This is a genomic window from Cryobacterium sp. Hb1 (genome assembly GCF_004403585.1).
Classification (GTDB): Bacteria; Actinomycetota; Actinomycetes; order Actinomycetales; family Microbacteriaceae; genus Cryobacterium; species Cryobacterium lyxosi.
In genome coordinates this window covers 217,932-240,164 of sequence record NZ_SOHI01000024.1, presented here as the reverse complement: position 1 = coordinate 240,164, position 22,233 = coordinate 217,932, and the positions used below count along the sequence as shown (strand labels likewise).

The window sequence follows — 22,233 nt, the reverse complement described above, 5'->3', positions numbered from 1 at the left end:
AGTGCTCGCTGCACGTCTCGCCTAATTCGAAGGAATGACTATTGTGGATCTAACCAACCGATACGGCATTATCACCGGAGCAGGGCAGGGAATAGGGCGTGCCTTGGCTGTCGAATTCGGATCGAGAGGCGCCCACCTGCTCCTGGTCGGCCGAAAAGAGTCAACGCTCGTCGCGACAGCTCAGCTGGTCGAAGCCGCCGGCGGCACGGCCGAAGTTTTTACGCAGGATCTCACCCTGCCCAATAGTGTTGACCGCGTTGCTGAGGCCGTAGAGTCGTGGGACACCGTGGACCTGCTCGTGAACAATGCCGGCAACGTGCGCGCCGGGCGGCTCGAATTGACCAGCGAGGCCGACATTCGATCCATGATCGAACTCAACCTCGTTGCCCCCGTGCTTCTGACCCGGGCTCTGTTGCCGCGTCTTCGTGCCGGCGCCGACCGAGACAGTATTGTCTTGAACATTTCCAGCGGAATCGCCCTCGTCGGCATGCCATTTTATTCGGTCTATGCCGCTACTAAGGCCGGCCTCGCTCGTTTCGGAGAATCCCTGCGGCGCGAATTGACCGGATCGAAAGTGCACGTGACGACCGTCTACCCGGGCGCGACGGATACCGACATGATGTCATCTCAGAACGCTGGGGCCGACTTGGGCTGGGAGCGTCGATCCCTCGACGACGTCATTGCCGATGTGCTGGCCGGACTGGAGGCTGGCGACCACGAAATCAACACGGTCCCCGACGACCGGCGCGGCATGCAGGAGCTCAACATCTCAGACCCCATGGCCGTCGACGCTGCGATGGCCCCCGGACTCGCAGATTTGGAATCCGCGGTACGAGACCACCGCAGCATCTAGGCAAATCGTTCGGGTGGCACTCGTTGTACCTTTGACCTGTCCGTCCGTCTCGAGTCGAGGCCGTCCGCCCCCGTTCAGGAACCGTGAGGCCTAGTGTGGCTAACCCCGTTGATTCCAGCGTCGCTCTTGACGCCGTCGGCGTTGTGCGCCCCGCCCTGCTCGGTTGGCGAAATGCCGTATTCGCGGCGTTCTTTGTGTCGGGCCTCGGCCTCGCCAGCTGGATGTCGCGGGTTCCCGCCGTGCGCGACGGCCTCGGGCTCGACACCGCTCAGGTCGGCCTGCTCATCTTTGGACTCTCCGCCGGCTCGGTCATCGGCCTGTTGATCGCCTCGGGCCTGCTCAATCGCCTCGGCGCCCGCCGGTCCATGCTGCTCAGCGTCTCGTTGTCGGCCTCCGGGCTCGTGCTCATGGGCGTCGGTGTCAGCGTCGTGCCCTCGGCCCCGTTCGTGTTCGCCGCCCTCGCCGTCTTCGGAATCGGCATGGGGTCCGTCGACGTCATGATGAACGTCGAGGGCGCCGCAGCTGAACGTGCCATCGGCCGCACGCTCATGCCGCTCATGCACGCCTGCTTCAGCCTCGGCACGGTGGTCGGCGCACTCGGTGGCGCCGCCGCATCCGCTTGGCAGGTTTCGGTGTTCTGGCACCTGATGATCGTGGCGGTGCTCGTTCTGAGCACGATCGTCGTGGCCGTGCGTTTTCTTCCGGCGCCCGTCAACAACACTGAAGCGGATGCCCCCACACCAGCCTGGCGCAACCGCCTGCAGGATAGTCTCGCCGTTTGGCGCGACCGTAAACTGCTTCTGATCGGCGTCATCGTGCTCGGCATGACCTTTGCCGAGGGCTCGGCCAACGACTGGCTCGCCCTCGCCTCGGTCGATGGTCACGGCCTCAGCAACACCGACGGTGCAATCGTCTTCGGCGTGTTCGTGGCCGCGATGACCGTGGGGCGCGTCATTGGCGGGCCCGTGCTCGATCGCTTTGGCCGGGTTCTCGTATTGCGAGCCTGCGCGGGAATCGGCATTGCGGGGCTCGCGCTGTTCATCCTCGCGCCGAACACTCCGCTCGTGATCGCGGGCACGATTCTCTGGGGCATCGGCGCGTCCCTCGGCTTTCCGGTGGGCATGTCCGCGGCCGCCGACGACACCAAGAACGCCGCGGCCCGGGTGAGTGCCGTTGCCATCATCGGCTACTTCGCCTTCCTGGTCGGGCCTCCCGTGCTCGGCCTGCTCGGCGAGGCCTGGGGTATCCTCAATGCCCTATACCTGATCTTGGCGCTGATGGTACTGGCCGGGCTGGCGGCTCCGGCTGCGCGGCCGGCGGCATCCGCCCCGGTTTGACCGAGCGTCTCCCAATAAACCAACTGGCGGCCGCGCGTGCGGGTCACCAAGCTGGACCGATGACCAGACCCGGACTGTCACGAACGACCTGAGGCCGTAAACTCGTTCAGTGCGCCTTGTAATTGCGAAATGCTCCGTTGACTATGCCGGGCGCCTCAGTGCGCATCTGCCGCTGGCCACCCGCCTGCTGATGATCAAGTCCGACGGGAGTGTGCTCGTGCACTCCGACGGCGGCTCCTACAAGCCGCTCAACTGGATGAGCCCGCCCTGTTCGGTCACCATCTCCGAACCCGACAGTGATCAAGCGGATGCCGGCATCACCGCCCTCTGGACGGTCACCCACGCCAAGACCGCCGACCAACTCGTGGTCAGTGTCTACGACGTTCAGCACGACTCCGCGCACGAGCTTGGCATCGACCCCGGCCTGATCAAGGACGGCGCTGAATCGCACCTGCAGAAGTTGCTGGCCGAGCATATCCATCTCCTCGGTGAGGGCTTCACCTGTGTGCGCCGCGAATACATGACAGCGATCGGGCCCGTCGATATTCTCGCGCAGGACGCGAGCGGCCGATCGGTCGCAGTCGAACTCAAGCGCAACGGTGACATCGACGGCGTCGAACAGCTCACCCGCTACCTCGAATTGATGAACCGTGACCCGCATTTGGCGCCGGTCAGCGGGGTTTTCGCCGCGCAGACGATCAAGCCGCAGGCCCGCAGGCTGGCCGAAGATCGCGGTATTCGCTGCCTGCTGCTCGACTACGACGCCATGCGTGGACTCGACGACACGGCCTCGAAGCTCTTCTAACTCGCCGCGCAGCCCCAGCCGACACACACTAACCGGGCAAAAGCTGAGAAAAAATGGGTAAATGGGGTAACTACGCGGTGATCACCTAGGCTATTTTAAGTGAATCCCACTCTAACGCGCACCTGGAGCGCCATCCTCTTCGACCTCGACGGAACCATCACCGATTCCGCCCCGGCTATCACCAGCTCTCTGGCCCGCACCTTCACGTTGCTCGGCCGCCCCGTTCCCTCGGCTGCCGAACTGCTCGCCTACGTGGGCCCGCCCATGCTCGACGCCTTCCAAGAATACGCGGGCATGACCCCAGACGAAGCCCACGAGGCCATCGCGGTCTACCGGGCCGAGTACCACGGTGCCGCCGCACTGGATACAGCTGTCTTTCCCGGCATCGCGGGCCTGCTCGAGCGCATCCACGCGGCGGGCATCCCCCTCGCCCTGGCCACCAGCAAGCCCGAGCTGAGTGCGATCGCCATTCTCACGCACTTCGATCTTGCGAAGTACTTCACGGCAACGGTCGGTGCCTCCGCTGACGAGACCCGCAGCCACAAGTCCGACATCGTCGCCGAGGCCCTGACCCGTCTCGCTGCGGCCGGCGTCGACACCAGCGGCGCCGTCATGGTCGGCGACCGCAGCTACGACGCCATCGGCGCCCAGGCCAACGGCATTCCCGCCATTCTCGTGGAGTGGGGCTACGGCTCTCCCGCCGAAGCCGCAGCCGCGACAGCTGTGGTGTATTCGTCCGACCAGCTGGGTCGGTTACTGCTGGGCTGAGACCTCGCGCCTAGGAGTCGAAGCCGAGCCTCCGCGCGTCGAAGCTCTTGAGTAGCGAATTACGTTTTCCCCGGTTGTGGTCGGTGCGGTTGAGCGCCCACCGGGTGGCCTGAATTCCAGCGGATGCGATCGGCTTGGCGGAAACGAAAAAGGACGCCCCCGCACCATAGCCAGTTCAGTGCGTTCTCTGGTGCGGCCGGCCAGCTGGTCGAGTACTACCCGGGCGGCGAAGTGCGCCGCGCCGCCGCCAAGACCGGTGAATCCCGCGGCGTAGCTGATGCGCCCGCCACGATTTTGCCCGAAAAAGGCGCAAAACCGGGTTGAGGTGTCGATGGCACCGGCGCATTTGTGGCGGAACCGTACCCCGGCCAGATAGGTCGACGAGGCTACCTCAGCCTGCACGGCCGTCGCATCGAGAAACACCGTATTCTCGTCGGTGTTCTCCTCGTGCAGCCACTGAACCTGGTGTTCCTCGATCGCCAGCTCGATGGTTCCGGTGCGTTCAAACTGGCAGTCAAGTCCGAGGTCGGCCACCGCCAGCTCAATGTCGTCGAGGTTTTCCTGACCGAGTTCGATCAGCGGGTCGATCTCCTGCGGCCAACGGCGGCGCCCGTTCGCTTCACCGCGCGTGTTGCGCACGAGTGCATTGCGCCGGTTCGTCGGTGCGCCGGTTCGTCTCCGGACGGGGCCCGGGCCCCGTCCGGGTTTGAAGGCGGGTGTGGACCTCCGCTTAACGCGGCAGTGCCGCCCCGCAGACGCGGGACGGCACCAGATTAAACGCTGGGACTAGATGATCGCGGCGCGCAGGGCGGCAGCAGCAGCGGCCGGGTCCTCGGCGCCATAGATTGCTCCGCCGGCAACGGCGACCGTTGCTCCGGCGCGCTGTACCGAAGAGATGGTCGACAGGTTCACGCCACCCGCGAGGGAGAAGGGAACCTTGGCGGTCTCGCCCTGGTTGAGCAGTGTTGCGAGCGAGAAGCCGGGCTCGGCCTGCTCGTCGAGACCGGCGTGCATCTCTACGAACTGCGCGCCGAGCGCGGTGACCTCGCGGGCACGGGTGACCTTGTCGGCGACGCCGATGAGGTCGACGACGATGCCCTTGCCGTGCTTGGTCGCGGCGGCGACGGCTCCGATGATGGTGCTGTCACCAGCCGTGCCGAGCACGGTCACGAGGTCGGCGCCGGCGGCGAACGCGATGTCGGCTTCGAGCTCGCCGGCATCCATCGTCTTGAGGTCGGCGAAGACGATCTTGTCGGGGTGCGCAGCCTTGATCGCGGTGACGGCGCGCAGGCCCTCTGCCTTGATCAGCGGGGTGCCGAGCTCGATGATGTCGACGTGCGGGGCAACCTGGGCAGCCAGCTTGAGTGCTGCTTCGGTGGTCAATACGTCCATTGCTACCTGGAGCTTCATGGGTTTCTGCTTTCTTTTAGTGACGAAGAGTGGAAAGTTTTTGGAAGGGTTCGCGCCCTATTCGAGGTTGGCGTGACGCGGCCAGAGCTGTTCGGCCGTGGCCCCGCTCGCTTGCCAGAGCGTGTGAAACAGGGCATCGCCAACAAGCAACACGGCCTGCTCGAACAAACCGCCCGAATACTGGGCCGACACCTGTCCGCCATGGTCCTGCTTGGCCGCGGCCGGAATGACCACGGTCACCGCAGCGAGGCGCCCGAGCGGCGACTCGGGAGCCGTGGTGAGCGCGAGAATGTTCGCGCCCACACTCTGCGCCGTCTCGGCGGCCCGCACAATGGCGCCCGTCGTCCCGGAGCCACTCGCGACCAGCAACAGGTCGCCAGAAGCGATCGCCGGGCTGGTCACCTCGCCGACAACGTGCACGTCGAGTCCGAGATGCATCAGCCGCATGGCGGTCATCTTCAGCGCGAGTCCGGAGCGACCGGCACCCAGCACGAATATGCGGGGAGCCGCAGCGAGTGCGGTGGCCGCCTCGTCGAGCGAGGAAGCGGATGCAGACCGCAGCGCGTTCACGACGTGACTGTTCTCGGCAAAAATGAGGCCAAGAGCATCCGCTGCAGAGGGGGTGGTTGTCATTTCGGTCATGGGTCAATACTCCACTCCTTCGAGCGGGAGTGCTGCCCACCAAAAGGACGGTTTAACTATCCAAACGGATAGCTATGGGCGGGCATCAGTGATGGCCCGGGTAGGCTGGGCCTATGACGATCCTCGCAACCTCCCGAGAGCCCGGCACCCCCGCTGCCGGTTCCTCCGGGCAGACCGCGCAGACCTCGCGCACCGCGGCGGCCGAACGCTCCAAACTCATCGCCGACCTAACCGACGCGCACGCAACCACGCTGGAAACCCTGCTAGCCGTGCTGCGCTCGAAAAGCACGAGTGACACGGCCGCCCGCCAGAAAGCCACCGAGCTGGCCGCCGCGGCGATGGTCGCACTGCGCGCGGTGAGTGACCTCGATCGCAGCCTTACCGAGGAACCCGTCGCCCAGGCCTTCGAACGCCTGCGCGACGATCTACGCCCGCTCGTACGTTTCGGCGACCTCGACGTACAGTTCATCGAGCCACCGGTGAATGGGCGCGCCCTTCCCGGTGAGGTCGCCCACGAAGCCCGCGCCATCGTGCGCGGCGCCGTGCTCGCCCTGGTCGAGCAGGCCGGGGTCGCCCGGGTTCGTGTGCAATGGGACTGCGACGGCAGCAACCTGCTCATTCGCATTCGCGACGACGGACCGGGCGATCTCAACGGGGAGGTTCCCAGTGTGCGTCAGCTCGCCGCCCGTGTCGTCGCGCTCAGCGGCACCTTGAACGTCGAGGGGACCGCCGGCTGGGGGTCCGAGCTGGCCGTGTCACTTCCGCTCGACGCGCCCACGGCATCCGTTTCTGCCGCTGCGACCTGGGGGCTCAGCCCGCGCGAACGCGGCGTGCTCGAGCTCGTGGCGTCTGGCGCACGCAACAAAGCGATCGCCGAGGCGCTGACTATTAGCGAGAATACCGTGAAGTTTCACGTGGCCAATCTGCTGCGTAAGGTGGGCGCCTCGACCCGCGCCGAGTTGGCCGCTCTCGCTCGATGAGCGGTACCCCGCGCTCGTTCACCGCGCCAGCTATCGCTCCTCGCGCGCTCTGAAACTGGCGCGCCCACCCGTATCTGGCGCCGCGATCAGCATTATGGTGATCGAGCCGGAAGACACACACCACCACGGAAGCGCGCACCAGCGAGTTGGGAGGACGGCCAGGGCCGTCGACCGTACTTCAGGCCTGTACACCGACGACACGGCCACCATTGATCTCGAGAAGGGACTGCCGCCGACGCGGGTCGGGTAGGAGCATCCGGTGCCCATCGATGGGGCGGCGCGCCTACATCGCCGCCCGCGAGGGCGTTTCAGTCGAGCTCGTGCGCGACGAAGTGGCGTGCGGTCGGGTGGTCATTTCCGGCCAACCGTAAGAATCCCGAAAGCGAGCCGATGATCATCGGCAAGGCCTTCACCGTGAAAATCAACGCCAACATCGGTAATTCGGCCGTTACCTCGTCAATCGCCGAAGAGGTAGAGAAGATGGTCTGGGCCGCCCGCTGGGGTGCTGACACCCTGATGGATCTCTCGATGGGAAAGGACATCCACCTCACGCGAAAGTGGATTCTGCGCAACTCGCCTATTCCGGTGGGTACCGTTCCGCTTTACCAAGCGGTCGAGAAGGTCAACGGCGACCCGGCACTGCTGACCTGGGAGATCTACCGCGACACCGTGATCGAGCAGTGCGAGGAGGGCGTCGACTACATGACCGTGCACGCCGGCGTGTTGCTGCGCTAAATGCCACTCACCGCCGACCGGGTCACCGGAATCGTCTCGCGCGGCGGCCCGATCATGGTCGCCTGGTGCCTGGCCCACCACCAAGCAAGCTTTCTTTGCAAGAGCACGTGCATCCGCCTCCGCCTCCGCGTGCGCATGCTGCTCGGGCTCATCGGGGCACAGTTATCTCGTGGAACCGGGAACCACACGGCGCTCTGAGAAAACCTCCCTCAAATTGGGGGTAAACGTCTACTCCACACGCGGCTACCCCGCCCATCGGCAAGCGGGCACCATGGTCGTATTCCAACAGTGGAGGTCGTAATGACAACCGGATTCGACATACGAAAAAAGCCAACCGCGACAACCATGATCCACCTGAACGTGCATGTGTTTGGAAACCTCAGCGTTCGACGGGGGCCGACCGTACTGCACGCTCACCAGCTAGGCGGACCCAAACCCCGCCAGATCTTCGAAATTCTGCTCGTTCACCTCGGGCTGCCCGTTTCCAAAGACCGCCTCATTGAAATGCTCTGGGGCGCGAATGCTCCGGTCGAGGCACTGCCCACCCTCGAAAGCTACGTGAGCGTTCTGCGCCGGCATCTGCAGCCGGGCGCGGGAAAATTCGGTCCGCTAAAAACCACCACTGGCGGCTACGTACTGGACCGTGACCTGGTCGACGTCGACCTGGACCAGTTCGACGCACTGTTGCAGCGAGCGCAGAGGACCGAACCCACCCTCGCCTACCCTCTATTGTTGCGGGCGTTGGACCTCGCCGACGCACCGCTTCTCGGCGACGAGCTCATTCCGGCCTGGGCGTCAGAAGCCCGAAACCTACACGCCGCTCGCTTAACCAGCGCTCGCATTCTCACCTCGGAAATCGCCGCCGTCTTGCACCGCATCGATGACGCCCTCGTCTTCGCGAATCTCGCGCTGATCGACGAACCACTGAACGAGCGGGCATGGACGGCCCTCATCCTGGGATTAGAGACCAGCGGGCGTCACGCCGAAGGGCTTCAGGCCTATCACCGGTGTCGTCGTGCCATGCAAGACGAGTTGGGCTGCGCTCCCGGCCCGATTCTGCGCGCCGCCCAGCTGCGGCTACTGCATGCGACAGCTGATGAGCACGGCGACCTGGCCGACGTGCTCTCCGCCCTGATCACGCTGCACGACCAACTCCGAGTGTCATCCACCAGCGGCTCGGCCTTGCGCCGTGCCGCCACCAATCATCCTCGCCCAGAACCGGTCGAGGATTCCCTCCGGGAGGCTACTGATGTTGTCACGTCATTTCTGCGACGCGTCGTCGCTCACGCTTGAGCTGGCCGCACCTGCGCGCGCCGACCTACCATATGGGGGGGCAAAGAGTAAGCCCTCGACAAAAACTGCGCTTCTCCTGATACTAACTGCGTCGAGTGGAAAAGCACTTCGTTCTCCCACGGCACGCAAGCTCACGAACGGGCAGAGAGGTCCCCGCAAATGACCGCGCAGATGTCTCCGATCGAACCCAGCGCGCAGGGGACTACCGCTACCGCATCCCTGACCGGTGCCATCCCTGTGGTTGAAACGACGACGGGACAAATCCGCATACTCATCGTCGATGACCACACGACGTTCGCCGAACTGCTCACCGGGTCCCTCAATCGCGAAGCCGATTTGTGCAGCGTAGGTTCGGCCAACAGCGTGGCCAGCGGCATCGCCGCCTGTTTAGAGCTGGTCCCCGACGTTGTCGTCATGGACTACCACCTGCCCGACGGCAGCGGCCTCGTCGCGGCCGCGGCGATCCTCGCCCGAGCGCCTCACACGCGAATTGTCATCCTCACAGGCGACCCTGCCCTCGAGGCGCTTGAACAGGCCGCCGCAATCGGAGTGTGCGCGTTCCTGCCCAAGGACGGATCGCTCGCGACGGTGCTTGACACCCTGCGGCACGCGCGCAACGGTGGCTTCATCGTGCACCCATCCCTCGTCGGGCTGCTCAGCGCCCGGCACCGTAAGCGCAGCGAAGAGATCCCCTTTCCCGAGCTGACCAAGCGCGAGCTCGCCGTGCTTCGGCTCATGGGCGAGGGCTCCGACGTGCGCGCCAACGCCAAAGTTCTAGGCATCTCGGAGAACACCTGCCGTGGCTATGTCAAGGCAATCCTGGGCAAGCTCGGCGCACACTCGCAATTGGAGGCCGTCGTGATCGCGACCAGACTCGGCTTGGTACCGGCCCAGCATGTCTAAACGGCGGCCGGGCTCGTCACTGCCCAATTGGCACGACGACGCTCAGGCCGCCGAATACTCCGGGGTTCGCGCCGCGGTGCAGCGATTTCTACTCATGGGACTCATCGCGATGGTGCTGGTCGCCGTGCCGGTGGCGCTCTGGGTGCGCGCGCAGTCCGCACACAATGCCATGGCCAATGCGGTGCTGCTCACCCAGCGGCTGGCCGACTATTCGATCGGGCCGCTCATCACCGATGCCGTCATTGCCGGCGACCCCGGTGCGCGTCGGCAGCTCGACGAACGGCTGGCTCCGCGCATCGCCGACGGTTCTATGGTGCGCGTCAAGGTGTGGAATACCAGCGGCACCATCGTCTACTCCGATCTGCCGTTGTTGATCGGTCAGACCTTCTCCCTGCCCAGCTGGGCCCCCGAATTGCTGGCCGATGGCAAGGGGCGGGCCACTCTGGAGACGCAGACAGCTCCCGATGACCGGTATGAATCCAATTCGGGCGAACTCGTCGAGGTCTACGTGCGGACAATCGCCGCCACCGGCGAAACGTTCATTCTTGAGGCTTACTTCAACGACGATGGCGTGCGTCAGGAACAGGATTCCGTTCTGTTCGGGCTCATCCCGGCGTTCCTGCTTGCGCTGGGTGCCCTGCAACTTGCCCAGCTCGTTCCGGCGGTGCAACTGGCTCGCCGCATCCAAAAGCATCAATCGACCAAGCGTGAATTGTTGCAGCACGCGATCGACGCTTCCGATCTCGAACGCCAGCGTATCGCGCGCGACCTGCACGACGAAGTCATCCAAGATCTGGCCGGTTTGTCTTATGCCCTCGAGGCCGAGGAAATGCACTGCTCGCCCGAGAATCGTCCATTGTTCAGCCAGGCTAGAGCCATCCTCCAGAAGAACGTGCGCACCCTCCGGGCCATGACGACCGAACTTTATCCCCCCGACCTGGAAGAACTTGGGCTGCCCGAAGCACTGGCCCGCCTCACCGCCCCGCTGCTCGAGCAGGGAATTCAGGTGAAGCTACACGTGCCCTCCAGTTGTAACCTTGACCGCGACCGGTCAGCGATGTTCTATCGGGTGGCCAGGGAGGTGCTCGCCAACACTGTTAAACATGCCAAGGCCGGCATTCTCGAGCTCACCCTGATGCAAGACGATGATCGCACCATCTTGCTCATTCATGACAACGGCTGCGGCTTTGATTTGAGTGCCGATCCCCCAGGCAACCATCTGGGCCTGCGCATCATGCGCGACACCGTCCATGTTGCCGGCGGCTCGCTTGAGGTTCGCTCCTGGGCAGGCCGCGGTACCTCCGTCATGGCTACTCTCGATCGTGCAGTTCCGGTTCGCGCGCGTTAGTCGACTGCCCGGCGCTGGCTCGTAGAAAGCGTGACCCCGACCAGCGACGGCTACCTCGAGCGGCTCGGGCTCTGTGGCCATGTCCACGCCGCCTCCACCCGGCGTTCCGGCACCGATCAAACTGCCATAGTCACCGAGATCATCCATTCCGACCAGACCAAGCATACGGAATGCGCCCCGCTGGAGAGCGTCCCTGCCTGATGTCATGACATCTCCTCAAGGCTTTCCACTGATGTTCGTTGTACTGCAGAACATGGAGAAAGCCGGCCGGCGACTGAGATCCAATCGCCGGCCGGCTTCGAGTTGTTGCTGGTGGTCGGTTAGAGCGCTGCGCCGGTCGTGAAGGTCCACGTACTCGTCACCAGGGGGTTACCCGCCAGGTCCCGAACGCCCGTGTTGCCGCCGGTAATTGTTACCCGGTATTGAACGTTGGAGCTGAGGCTCACCGAGGGATTGATGGTCAACACGTTGGTGGTGGCATTGAACGCTGCCGCCGATGTGACGACCGCCCCGGTGGAGACCCGCGTAATACGAACCGTGGTGGCGTTGACTCCGGTGATGTCTTCACTGAAGGTTGTGATGACGTTGGCGTTTCGGCGTACCGCGACAGCTCCGGGTGCGGGAGTCCTATTAAGGATCCTCGGAGCCGGGCCTGTGATGAAGGTCCACGAGCTAGCCACCATCGTGTTGCCCGCCACGTCACGGATACCCGAGAGGGTGGCCGTGTAGGTGCGATCGGCGAGCAGGGTCGCGCTCGGGTTCAGCGTCGCGACCTGAGTCGTGGCGTTGTACGACACCGAAGCAGAGACCGCCGTGGTACCCAGCCGGAGCACGAACGTCGTGCGGCTGACGCCCGTGACCGGTTCGCTGAACGTTGCCGTCAGGTTGCCGGTCTGGCTGACCGAACGAGTACCCGATGCCGGGGTGCGCGTTGTCACGGTCGGCAGCACGAACTCCGTGCGTGGCGTGACGACAATCGAGCGAGCCGAGGCTGCTCCGGTACCGACCTCGTTGATCGCAGCGACATCGAAGGTGTACCCGGTTCCGTTCGTCAGTGACCCGATCACCGCGGCGGTCACGTTCGCCACCGTTGTGGTGCCCGTGGCCGTGGCGCCGGCACCGATGAAGGTGCGAACCTGGTAGCCCGTGATCGGTGCCACATTGGCGACCGGTGCCGGGGCAGCCCAGTTCACGGTGACCGACGCATTCCCCGCGACCGAACTTCCGATCGTCGGAGCTCCCGCGACCACCTGTACAACCGGCGCGGTCGGTGTGACGACCACCGACCGAGCCGAGGGCGCTCCGGTCCCGACCTCGTTGATCGCGGCGACATCGAAGGTGTAGCCGGTTCCGTTGATTAGCGACCCGATCACCGTGCTCGTGACATCAGCCACCGTCGTGGTACCGGTAGCCGTCGCGCCCGCTCCGATGAAGGTGCGAACGACGTAGCCGGTGACCGGCGGGGCGTTGGGAACCGCGCCCGGTGCCAGCCAGTTCACGGTGACCTGGGCATTGCCAGCGACCGAGGTACCGATCGTTGGTGCGCCGGGCACGACCTGCACGACCGGCGCCGACGGTGTCACCGCGTTGGACGAAGCCGAGAATGCGCTTGTTCCTTCCGCGTTGGTCGCCGATACCTGGAAGGTGTAGCTGGAACCGTTGGTCAACCCGGTGACAACAAGGTTGATGGCGGTTCCCGGTGCGGGACGCAGCGCGTCCACCTGGACTCCGGCCGAATCGAGCACCTTCACCGAGAAGCTGGTGGGGATGCCGGTCGTGGCGGGTACCCAGTCGACAGTCGCCTGACCGTTTCCGGCGACCGCAGAGACTGTGGTGGGGGTTCCCGGGGCCACGGTGTCACTGAACTGCAGGCGTTCGATGTTGCGCAGGGTGTCGGTACCGTCGGTGCCGCGGTTGTCGAGCACGGTCGTGGTCGATCCGGCCGAGCCGAGCGTGCCATCGCCACCGGTGGTGGTGATCGCATAGTCGCTGGTCAGTCCAGAGAACCGTGCCGTGTCGATGCCCCCAGATCCATAGAGGATCTCGCGTACCGCCACGATGTCACCCGGGTCGACCGAGCCAGCGAAGACAGCTTGCTGCAGGGTCGGACCGAAGAATCCCCCGGCGCCGTCGGAGAGGTACTGGCTGGCCATTGCACTCTGGTTCGTGCCGGTGATGCTGGCACTGCCGATCTCCGTCGCCGGGTCGCTCGGGTTGGTCCGAACGCTCAGTCGCAGGCTGAGGTACGCGTCACCGTCAATGATGTCATCGGCTCCTCGTCCCTCGATCAGGTCGCTGCCCGCGCCGCCGAGGAGCACGTTGCCGGCGCCCCAGACGTTCGGGCCGGTCAGGATCGGGCAGTCGCCCTGTGCCGACTGTGCGACTACCGATGCCAGCGTGGTCGTGAATTCTGGAATCAGCGCGTCGAGGCCCGCGATGCGGTCTACTCCGGCTTGGTCCACAACGTCACAGCCGATAAAGCCGCCGCCGCCCACGGCGCTGGGAACCAGGTCGTCACCGCGGAGAGTGTCATTCAGCTTCCAGCCCGAGAGTGCCTCGACTTCGTTGTACTTGTCGCGTACGCCGACCTGCAGGATGTCCAGCGGAGCGATCGGTAGAGACAGATCGGAGTCCTGCGCCTGGGGGTCACCCTGGCCGATCATCCAGTCGTAGCCGGAACCGCCGGCAACCTTTTCAATGCCGGGGCCACCGACGCCAATGTCGTCGCCGCCCTCCATGTCGTAGTCGTCGTCGCCGCCCTGCCCGATCATGAAGTCGTTCCCGGGCTTCTGTGAGTCGTCCAGGAAGAACAGGTTGCTGCTGTCTCCGATCATGAGGTCCGGCTGATTGCCGCCCTCTTCCCAGTCGTCGCCACCGTCACCGAAGGCTGCGTCCAGGCTTTCACCGAGCAAGATGAAGTCGTCATCGGCGCCTCCGAAGGTTGTGTTGGCATTGGCTCCCCCGTTCGTGAAGTCCTTGCCTTCGCCACCCATAATGATGTCGAGCCCGGGGCCGGCATCGATCGCGTCGTTGCCAGGACCGCCCTTGGGCACATCGTCTCCGGCGACGTCGGTGATGATGTCACTGCCTTCACCGCCGAGAGCCACATCGGCACCGCCTCCGCCCTCGATGACGTCGTTACCGAGACCACCCCAGTAGGTGTCGTTGTCGTTGCCGCCGTAGATCCGATCCACCTGGCCCGTACCGTTGTAGACGGCCTGCCCGTTGATTCCGGCAGGGTCGACCGTGTTGCGGGCACGGTACTTGATCGTGCCGTCGGGCATGCGAATCAGAAGCGCCGTCTCATTACACTCGGATTGCGGATCGTTCGCGACAGTGTTGCCCGAAGCCGCGAACCCTGCGACGGTTCCCGCCAGGTTTTTCAGCTCGAACTTGCAGTCGGCCGTGGCGAAGGGGTCGGCCTTGAGGGTGTGCGCCGTGGTGTTGCGCATCATGAGTTCGGCGAACGAGTTGCCCTCCAACTGGGTGCGGAGGTTCATGCCGGGCGTGCGGGCGAGGTAATACAACCGGTCTCCGTTTTGCAGGTCGGTCATCTGTTTCTCGAACACATAGTTGAACGTCGTGCCGAGCAGGCCACCGAACGGGGTCGTCATCTCAGCGAGGCCGCCGACCCAGAGGTCGACGTCGTCGAGACCGGTGATCGAGTGCGTGCCCGAGTTCACCCACGTTCCCGTGCTGTTCATGAAGTCCATGGCACCGTCCGGAGAAGACTCTCCGGCCAGGGCGTCGGGACTGACGATCAGTCGGGCAGCATCACGCTTGCCGTCGAGCGTGGTCGCGTCGGTGATGGTGGGGAACTGACCATAGGCGGCCACGAAGTTGATCAGCGATTCCGGGTGCTTGAGGTTTTCACCGAAGTCGATCCAGTTTGTGTACGGCCTGAGCGCGCCATCGTTGGTCTTGTTGAACAGTTCGCGACGAAAAACGTTCAACCGCGGCACGCCTTCCGAACGTGCACGGGCCATATTGACCGATGCCAGGTCGAGCGGCAGACCGAGCAGGTTGTTGCGCAGGGTGTCAGTGACGAACTCGTCGAGTTCGTTGCCGACCTGGTCGCTCATGCCCATGATGACGCTGCCCGCTGCCTCTTCAGAGGTCAGTTGACCATCGGGTCCACCGTCGGTGTAGGCGGGCGGGTTGAGGAACCCTTCGAGCAGCGAGATATCGTTCTGGGTGCCCAGAACGTCGTCACTCGTGCCGAACACTCCGTCAGTGCCGGGCTTGTCCTCGTTGCGACGCGAGATGGTTTCGGTCAGCATGGAGTGACCGAAGCGATACACCGCGTGAGCGAATTCAGCCGTAATGGCCGGATTGATCTCGGTCTGCGTGAATGCGAAGGGTTCGAACGGGTTGATACCGGGCTGCACCTTGCGCGCAAACTCCTCGAACACGAGATGCTGGTACTCCATCTCGGTGACGAAGCGAGCAGCCTGAAACAGGCGGTCGCCGTTCCATCCCGCCGCTCCGCTGGCCAGTTTCCACTCGGCCAGGGCTGCAATGCCCTTGGCGGAGGTGTCATTGGTCAGGGTGTTCTCAATGTCGCCGATCAGGCGGTCATGCTCCGAGTGGAAGACCTGGTGAATAGCGGTCAGGCCGATGTTCTCGTTGACGCGACCGTCACCAGCGATGAAGTGAGCATTGAGCATCTCATCGTCGTAGGTCCCGGCCGGCTGGTTGGCGAAGTCCGCGGAGGCCGTGGTGTTGCTGTCCGGGGTCAGTCCAGCCTTCGGCTCCGCGTTGTGCGCGATGTCGGTCAGAAATGGGGTTTTGAAATACAGCGCGTTAGCCGGAACGGGCACGGGATTGGCCGTGTCACCCTCGACCAGGCCGGTCACGGTGGCGTATTGCGGCATGCCGCGCGCGGGTCCGGGAATGAACTTGCCGTAAGCATCCGCTGCGAGCATCGGCACATTGAGCACGTCTTGATCGGTCAGCAGTAGACCAAGAACATTGGCAGCCTGGGTCTTCGTTGTATCCCAGGTGGCCATGCCGCCCGCAGAAGGTCCGGCGGGTCCGCCGAGCATCTTGCCGGTGGCAACGGGATGACCACCCTCGGTCACGTACTCGCGCAGGAATACTTGGTGCGAAGGGTGCGAAGTGTAGGTCTGGCTTTGGTCGACCCAGGGCGAATCCGTGTTGAGGGCGTCCTGCACATCATCGGCACTCTCGTTGGCCGCGGTGGTCGGGTCGTCACCGGTGACGCCGTCGGGGCCGGGCTGGTTCTGCCCCCGAGTCAGCACCATGAAGGCCTGACTTGCGGGTACTTCATCGCCGTTGCCGGCGATGCCGTCGGGGCCGGAGACGCGCAGCGGGTCATCCGCCTTGAGCGGTACGAAGACCGTGCCGCCGCCCTTGACCGTCTGGTCGATACCGTGGTCGAAGAACTGGCCGAAGAGGGTAAACAAAGAGTTGTACGGTGGAGACAGGCCGACATCCGTCGTCACGTTCGGCATGAACAACGTCTCATTAGACGGGATACAGCCCGCGGGAACGCCGAACGGCACGGCCGGACTCGGGTCGGTCGTGCAGGCCACGACACCCTCATTACCCTGGGTGCGCACCGGGTTTCCGGCGGCGGCGATGGCGGCTGGGTTGGTCGAGGTTTGATCGACGATCAGATTGCTGACAGTGCGCGGTTCACTGTCGAAGATCAGGCCCTTCTTCTGGGTGTAGGAGGTCGGGTTTGGCGGTCCGAAGCTGGAAGGAGTGACATCCGCTGGAGAGAAGGTCGGCTTCGCGAGGCGCGGGAAGACCTGGTCGGCGGCACCGAACTGGTCCTGGCCTGGCTGCAGATTGTTGCAGGAACCATCCACGGTGCGCAGTCCGAGCGAGAGCAGCGGGCTGCCGATTTGATTGGCACCGGTACCAACGAGGGCGCCGCACGGGCCGGTAGCCGAGGTGGTGTTGGCCACGTGGGCTTCGGCGATCTTGATCTGTTTGAGAATGTAGGCGAGGTCCGAGGTCGTCACGGTAAAGCCCTGGCCGACCGGCGCGACGACCGCGCTAGCACTGATCGCGGACCCGAGTCCGAGTCCGGCGTAGAGCACGACGGCCATCCCCGCAGCGACGACGCGGGTAGTCGCGCGATAAGCGCTCTGGGGCGCATGGGTGGGTCTTTCAGTGACTGGCAAAGATGGACTACCACGCATTCCGGTTATGCCTCTGGTGCTGCGCACGATTTCTTTAATTTTGAACCTGCTCATGACGCACCTATCTCTTCAGGGTGAGTAAACGCTGTAAGAGTGCGATGTAGACCCTATGGAAACCTTGGGCATTCGCCAGTCGGACGGCCCGTTGATTCCCCCGTTGATTCCGTGCTACTTTCGCCTGATAATGCCTGATCCGTCCGCAGCATCCGCGCGCCCCAACCCCATCCTCCCGCCGGTCGCTCGGCTAGCGGAGGCCCGCAGCCGCGTCGACGTGGCCGACATCGCTGTTCGCCTGTTTCAGGCCCAGGGCTACGAAGCCACGAGCACCACTCAAATCGCCGCTGCCGCCGGAGTGTCCCGCAGTACCTTCTTTCGCCAGTTCCGGTCGAAAGACGACGTGATCTTCGCCGACCACGACGAACTCCTGGAACAGATCGACAGGTACTTCGCGGTCGAGCACGATGATCCTTGGCTGGCCGTCTGCGACGCGGCCGCGCTCGTATTCGAGCGGTTTCGGGAGCGTCTCGAGATCGTGCGAGTGCGCGATCTGGTCGTGCGCCAGACATCCGTTCTGCGTGACCGCGAAACCGTCATGGTGTCGCGGTACGAAAAAATATTTTCGGCTTACCTGCGGCGCTCGCTGCTCGGTGTCGACCCAGTCATCACGATTCAATTTGCTGCAGCCGTCACCGCCACGCACAATTTTGAACTGCGCCGCATGATTCGCGCCGCCGACTCGAGTCAGCTGCTCGACACGGCCGGGCTCGCGGCCGAGCTCCACGCGGTGCGCCATCGCTTCGATCCCCCCGCGAGTTCGCAGGCCACAGACACGGCGCCGCCGGCCAGCGAGCTGCTAGTCGCAGTGTTCCCCGCCTCGGCCCTGCCCGAAGACGTCGCCCGCGTAATCGAGAATAGGCTTCGATCCACATTTATTTGACACTTCGTGTCACTTGACCTGAGACTCAGTGTCAGATAGAACTGATATCACCCCCGCTACCGCGAAAGGCACTGATGCCCGATTACGATGTCTCGGCCCCCCTCGACACCGATTACTACGGCGTTTTTGCCGATGTACCCGAAGCCGATCGAGCGTTCTGGACCCGGGCCCGTACCTTTGCAGTGGAGACCCTCGACGAACTGAGCGAAGCCTGGGACAAAGCGGAGTACCCGCTGCACTTGGCTCGCCGACTGGGCGAACTCGACCTACTCACCGACGGCGTCGAGGGGCCTGGGCTCACCCCCATGTCACCGCTCGCCGCCGGCCTGGTGAACATGGAGATCTCGCGCGGTGACGGTTCAATGGGCACCGTCGTGGCCGTGCAGGGCGGACTCGCCCTGCGCAGCATCGCCATGTTCGGTAGCGATGAACAGAAAGCCACCTGGCTGGTGCCGCTGGCCCGCGCCGAGAAGCTCGGCGCCTTCGCCCTGACCGAGCCGGATCACGGGTCGGATTCGGTGGGCCTCGAGACCACCGCCCATCGCGACGGCGACGAATGGGTCATCAACGGCGAGAAGAAGTGGATCGGCAACGGCTCGGTCGGCGACCTGACCGTAGTCTGGGCGCGCGACAACGACGACAACGTTCGCGGCTTTCTGGTGGACCAGTCCCTGCCTGGATACCACGGCGAGACAATGCTGGGCAAGGGCTCCCTGCGCGCGGTACATCAGGCCCGCATCACGTTGACCGACGTGCGGATTCCGCTCGATGCTGTACTGCCCGGCACCCACACTTTCAAGGACACGGCCGCCATTCTGTTCGCCACCCGGCTCGGTGTCGCCTGGTCGGCACTAGGACACGCCACCGCGGTCTTCGAAGCAGCCCTCAACTACGCGCAGCAACGCGTGCAGTTCGGCAAGCCGATCGCCGGTTTTCAGATCGTGCAGGAACGCCTCACCCTCATGCTTTCTGAGCTCACGTCGATGCAGTTGCACTGCATGCGCCTGGCCGAACTCGACGCGGCCGGAACCCTGCGGCCCATCCAGGCCAGCCTCGCCAAATTTCACAACACCCGCGCGGCCCGTTCTCTCGCCTCTCTCGCCCGCGACATGCTTGGCGGCAACGGAATCCTGCTCGAAAACCACGTCATTCGACACCTGGCCGATATCGAATCCATCCACACTTACGAGGGCACGGAGAGCATCCAGTCTCTGCTCATCGGTCGCGATCTGACCGGGGTCAGCGCCTTCCACTAGATTCGACGTGTTTTCGCGATACCCGACACGCTTTCAGCGAGATTACTTTGCCAGCGGTGTCTGAGTGAAGTTTGTGACACGGCGTCTGACGTGCTCCCTCTGTATGGCGACAGGCAGGTCGAGAACCGGACCGGAATTTGATTCTCCTATACCCAAGCGGCACACCACCGAACGAACTACTCTTACTTGGATGCTGATGGAAGAGACGAATGATCCGGCTCCGGCCGCCCTGCCCGGCACTGGTTTCGTGCGCGTGCGCGGGGCCCGCGAGAATAACCTGCGCAATGTGAACGTCGACGTACCGCGGGATGCCATCGTGGCGTTCACCGGGGTCTCTGGGTCTGGCAAGTCCTCGCTCGCCTTCGGCACCATCTTCGCGGAGGCGCAGCGCCGTTTCTTCGAGTCGGTCGCGCCATATGCGCGCCGATTGATTCAACAAGGGCATACCCCGCACGTCGACGAGATCACCGGGCTGCCACCGGCCGTCGCCCTGCAGCAACGCCGCGGAACGCCGAGTTCGCGCTCGAGCGTTGGCACAGTCACGACGCTCTCCAATTCCCTGCGCATGATGTATTCTCGTGCCGGCATATACCCGGCGGATGCAGACGGTCGCCTCGAATCGGATTCGTTTTCGCCCAATACTGCCATGGGAGCTTGCCCGCGGTGCCACGGCCTGGGCATGGCCCACACCGTCAGCGAGGAGTCGATGGTGCTCGACGCCACGCTGAGCATTCGTGATGGCGCAATCACTGCCTGGCCAGGTGCCTGGCAGGGCAAGAATTTGCGTGACATCGTCGCCGTGCTCGGCTACGACATCGATGTACCGTGGCAGGAACTGTCCCGCGCCGACCGGGACTGGATTCTGTTCACCGAAGAGCAGCCGATAGTCGAGGTGGTACCGCAGCGCGATCGTATCGCCAAGCCCTATCAGGGCCGTTTCTGGAGTGCGAAGAGCTTCGTGCTGCACACGCTCGCCGACAGCAAAAGCCCCAACGTACGGCAACGTGTGTTGCGCTACGTCGACACCGGCCCCTGCCCGGTCTGCGGCGGCAGCGGGCTGAAGCCCGACGCTCTCGCCGTCACCGTGGCCGGGCACTCGATTGCCGTTCTGAACACCCTGCCGATGACTGCCCTCGCCGACATTCTGCGGCCGATCGTAGCGGGTGATACGGCGTCGGAGGTGGCCATGACCCTGGCCAGCGACCTGCTGCGCCGTATCGACGTGCTGCTCGAGCTCGGTCTTGGCTATTTGGCCCTCGGTCGTTCGACCCCCACGCTCTCGCCGGGAGAAATGCAGCGGCTGCGCATCGCCACACAACTGCGCTCGGGCCTGTTCGGCGTCATCTATGTGCTCGATGAGCCCTCCGCCGGCCTGCACCCAGCCGACGCGGAGCCCCTGCTTCTCGTGCTCGAGCAGCTCAAGCTGTCGGGCAACTCGGTCTTCGTGGTCGAACACAATATGGACGTGGTCAGCCGTGCCGACTGGGTCGTCGATGTGGGGCCACGGGCCGGTGAGGGCGGCGGCGACGTGCTCTATAGCGGACCGACCGCTGGACTGGCCGAGGTGGAGACTTCCGTGACGCGACGGTACCTGTTTGCGGACCACCGCGATCTGGCGCCACGAGCAAAGTTGCGCCATCCGCTGGGGTGGCTGGGCCTGACCAATATCACCCGGCACAATCTGCGAGGGCTGGACGCGCAGATTCCGCTCGGGGTACTCACTGCCGTCACCGGCGTTTCGGGGTCAGGCAAGTCGACCCTGGTCAGCCACGTTCTCGCCGAGGCCGTGGGCCTGCATTTGCATCCGGCTCTCGACGATGAGCCCGCGCTCGACCTCGGCGACCCGGATTCCGCTGGAGAAGCCGCGGCAGAAGCGGCTGCTGATGCGGCGTCCGGCGAGCGAATTTCCATCGCGCAGGTCACCGGACTGGAGACCATCGACCGTTTGGTGCAGGTCGATCAAAAACCGATCGGGCGCACACCGCGGTCAAACCTCGCCACCTACACCGGGCTGTTCGATGCCGTTCGGGCAACCTTTGCCGCCACGGACGAAGCGCGTCAGCGCGGTTTCAACGCCGGTCGATTTTCTTTCAATGTCGCTGGCGGTCGCTGTGAAACCTGCCTCGGTGAGGGCTTCGTGGCCGTCGGGTTGCTGTTTCTACCGGGAAGCTACGCCCCCTGCCCCACCTGCGGCGGGTCACGCTACAACCTCGAAACCCTCCAAGTCACCCACCATGGCAAGAACGTCGCCGAGGTGCTCAGCCTCACAGTGGATGCCGCGCTGGTCTTCCTCGCCGACGTCGCCGTCGCCGCGCGCAGCCTCGAGACCCTGCGCGAGGTGGGGCTGGGCTATCTGCGTCTCGGCCAACCGGCCACCGAGCTTTCCGGCGGCGAGGCGCAGCGCATCAAGCTTGCGACCGAACTGCAACGCGCACGGCGCGGCCACACGCTCTACCTGCTCGACGAGCCGACAACCGGGCTGCATCCGGCCGACGTGGAGCTGCTCATGCAGCAGCTCGGGCGCCTGGTCGACGCGGGCAACACCGTCGTCGTGGTCGAACACGAAATGGACGTGATCGCCGCCGCCGACTGGGTGATCGACCTCGGCCCCTCCGGTGGTGACCAGGGCGGCCGCATCATCTCCGCCGGAACTCCGGCAACGGTAGCGGCCCATCCCACCAGCCGCACCGCCCCCTACCTGGCCCGCCACCTCGCCTGACCTCCCCACACCCCGCCGGACTTTCCCACACCCCGCCGGACTTTCCCACACCTCGCTCATCGGTTTCCCTGCGGCTA

At 64.4% G+C, this 22,233-nt stretch carries 16 protein-coding genes and 1 pseudogene; 13 read left to right on the top strand and 4 right to left on the bottom strand.

Features of this window, described 5'->3' with window-relative positions:
* The first annotated feature begins 43 nt into the window (after window positions 1-43).
* From E3T38_RS08585 to E3T38_RS08570, 4 genes are all read left to right on the top strand, one after another.
* Window positions 44-853: an SDR family oxidoreductase gene (locus E3T38_RS08585; RefSeq protein WP_166805477.1), complete on the top strand. Its 810-nt coding sequence runs from the start codon at window positions 44-46 to the stop codon at window positions 851-853.
* Window positions 854-948: 95 nt separating this feature from the next.
* Window positions 949-2,190, top strand: coding sequence for an MFS transporter (locus E3T38_RS08580; protein WP_241984372.1), 1,242 nt, complete (start codon window positions 949-951; stop codon window positions 2,188-2,190).
* Window positions 2,191-2,299: 109 nt separating this feature from the next.
* The gene (gene nucS, locus E3T38_RS08575) at window positions 2,300-2,995 is read left to right on the top strand and encodes an endonuclease NucS (protein ID WP_104197220.1); all 696 of its coding nucleotides are present in this window, start codon (window positions 2,300-2,302) and stop codon (window positions 2,993-2,995) included.
* A 99-nt stretch (window positions 2,996-3,094) separates the two neighbouring features.
* The gene (locus E3T38_RS08570; protein WP_134547849.1) at window positions 3,095-3,763 is read left to right on the top strand and encodes an HAD hydrolase-like protein; all 669 of its coding nucleotides are present in this window, start codon (window positions 3,095-3,097) and stop codon (window positions 3,761-3,763) included.
* Here E3T38_RS08570 and E3T38_RS08565 read toward each other — a convergent pair.
* The 3 genes from E3T38_RS08565 to hxlB form a co-directional block, all read right to left on the bottom strand.
* Window positions 3,749-4,402, bottom strand: a complete 654-nt coding sequence (locus tag E3T38_RS08565; RefSeq protein WP_134547848.1) for a hypothetical protein — start codon at window positions 4,400-4,402, stop codon at window positions 3,749-3,751. The genes E3T38_RS08570 and E3T38_RS08565 overlap by 15 nt on opposite strands.
* A gap of 147 nt (window positions 4,403-4,549) precedes the next feature.
* Window positions 4,550-5,173, bottom strand: coding sequence for a 3-hexulose-6-phosphate synthase (hxlA, locus tag E3T38_RS08560; protein ID WP_104197223.1), 624 nt, complete (start codon window positions 5,171-5,173; stop codon window positions 4,550-4,552).
* A gap of 57 nt (window positions 5,174-5,230) precedes the next feature.
* Complete coding sequence (hxlB, locus tag E3T38_RS08555) at window positions 5,231-5,815, bottom strand: 6-phospho-3-hexuloisomerase (protein WP_370449010.1); 585 nt, start codon at window positions 5,813-5,815, stop codon at window positions 5,231-5,233.
* Between the two features lie 113 nt (window positions 5,816-5,928).
* Between hxlB and E3T38_RS08550 the strand changes: the two genes are divergently transcribed.
* The 6 genes and pseudogenes from E3T38_RS08550 to E3T38_RS08530 all read left to right on the top strand — a co-directional run bounded on the left by E3T38_RS08550 (window position 5,929) and on the right by E3T38_RS08530 (window position 11,074).
* Entirely contained in the window at window positions 5,929-6,795 is an 867-nt protein-coding gene (locus E3T38_RS08550; RefSeq protein WP_134547847.1) for a response regulator transcription factor family protein, read from the top strand.
* A gap of 94 nt (window positions 6,796-6,889) precedes the next feature.
* Window positions 6,890-7,045 carry a hypothetical protein gene (locus tag E3T38_RS17480; protein WP_198417330.1) on the top strand — a complete coding sequence of 52 codons (156 nt, stop codon included), beginning with the start codon at window positions 6,890-6,892 and terminating at the stop codon, window positions 7,043-7,045.
* A 34-nt stretch (window positions 7,046-7,079) separates the two neighbouring features.
* A pseudogene (locus E3T38_RS08545) lies at window positions 7,080-7,626 on the top strand (phosphomethylpyrimidine synthase ThiC); the annotation flags it as partial.
* Window positions 7,627-7,830: 204 nt separating this feature from the next.
* Entirely contained in the window at window positions 7,831-8,823 is a 993-nt protein-coding gene (locus tag E3T38_RS08540) for a BTAD domain-containing putative transcriptional regulator (protein ID WP_134547846.1), read from the top strand.
* A gap of 159 nt (window positions 8,824-8,982) precedes the next feature.
* Window positions 8,983-9,726: a response regulator transcription factor gene (locus tag E3T38_RS08535; RefSeq protein WP_134547845.1), complete on the top strand. Its 744-nt coding sequence runs from the start codon at window positions 8,983-8,985 to the stop codon at window positions 9,724-9,726.
* Window positions 9,719-11,074 carry a sensor histidine kinase gene (locus tag E3T38_RS08530; RefSeq protein ID WP_134547844.1) on the top strand — a complete coding sequence of 452 codons (1,356 nt, stop codon included), beginning with the start codon at window positions 9,719-9,721 and terminating at the stop codon, window positions 11,072-11,074. The genes E3T38_RS08535 and E3T38_RS08530 overlap by 8 nt, the downstream gene beginning before the upstream one ends.
* 320 nt (window positions 11,075-11,394) lie before the next feature.
* Here E3T38_RS08530 and E3T38_RS08525 read toward each other — a convergent pair whose 3' ends face one another.
* A complete protein-coding gene (locus tag E3T38_RS08525; protein WP_134547843.1) occupies window positions 11,395-17,298 on the bottom strand; it encodes a peroxidase family protein in 5,904 nt (1,967 codons plus the stop codon).
* A gap of 130 nt (window positions 17,299-17,428) precedes the next feature.
* On the opposite strand from E3T38_RS08525, the gene E3T38_RS08520 reads away from it, so the two are divergent.
* The 3 genes from E3T38_RS08520 (at window position 17,429) to E3T38_RS08510 (ending at window position 22,156) form a co-directional block, all read left to right on the top strand.
* Window positions 17,429-18,181, top strand: coding sequence for a TetR/AcrR family transcriptional regulator (locus E3T38_RS08520; protein ID WP_134547842.1), 753 nt, complete (start codon window positions 17,429-17,431; stop codon window positions 18,179-18,181).
* Window positions 18,182-18,255: 74 nt separating this feature from the next.
* Complete coding sequence (locus tag E3T38_RS08515; protein WP_134547841.1) at window positions 18,256-19,437, top strand: acyl-CoA dehydrogenase family protein; 1,182 nt, start codon at window positions 18,256-18,258, stop codon at window positions 19,435-19,437.
* Between the two features lie 190 nt (window positions 19,438-19,627).
* Complete coding sequence (locus E3T38_RS08510) at window positions 19,628-22,156, top strand: excinuclease ABC subunit UvrA (protein ID WP_174775223.1); 2,529 nt, start codon at window positions 19,628-19,630, stop codon at window positions 22,154-22,156.
* Window positions 22,157-22,233: the final 77 nt, after the last annotated feature.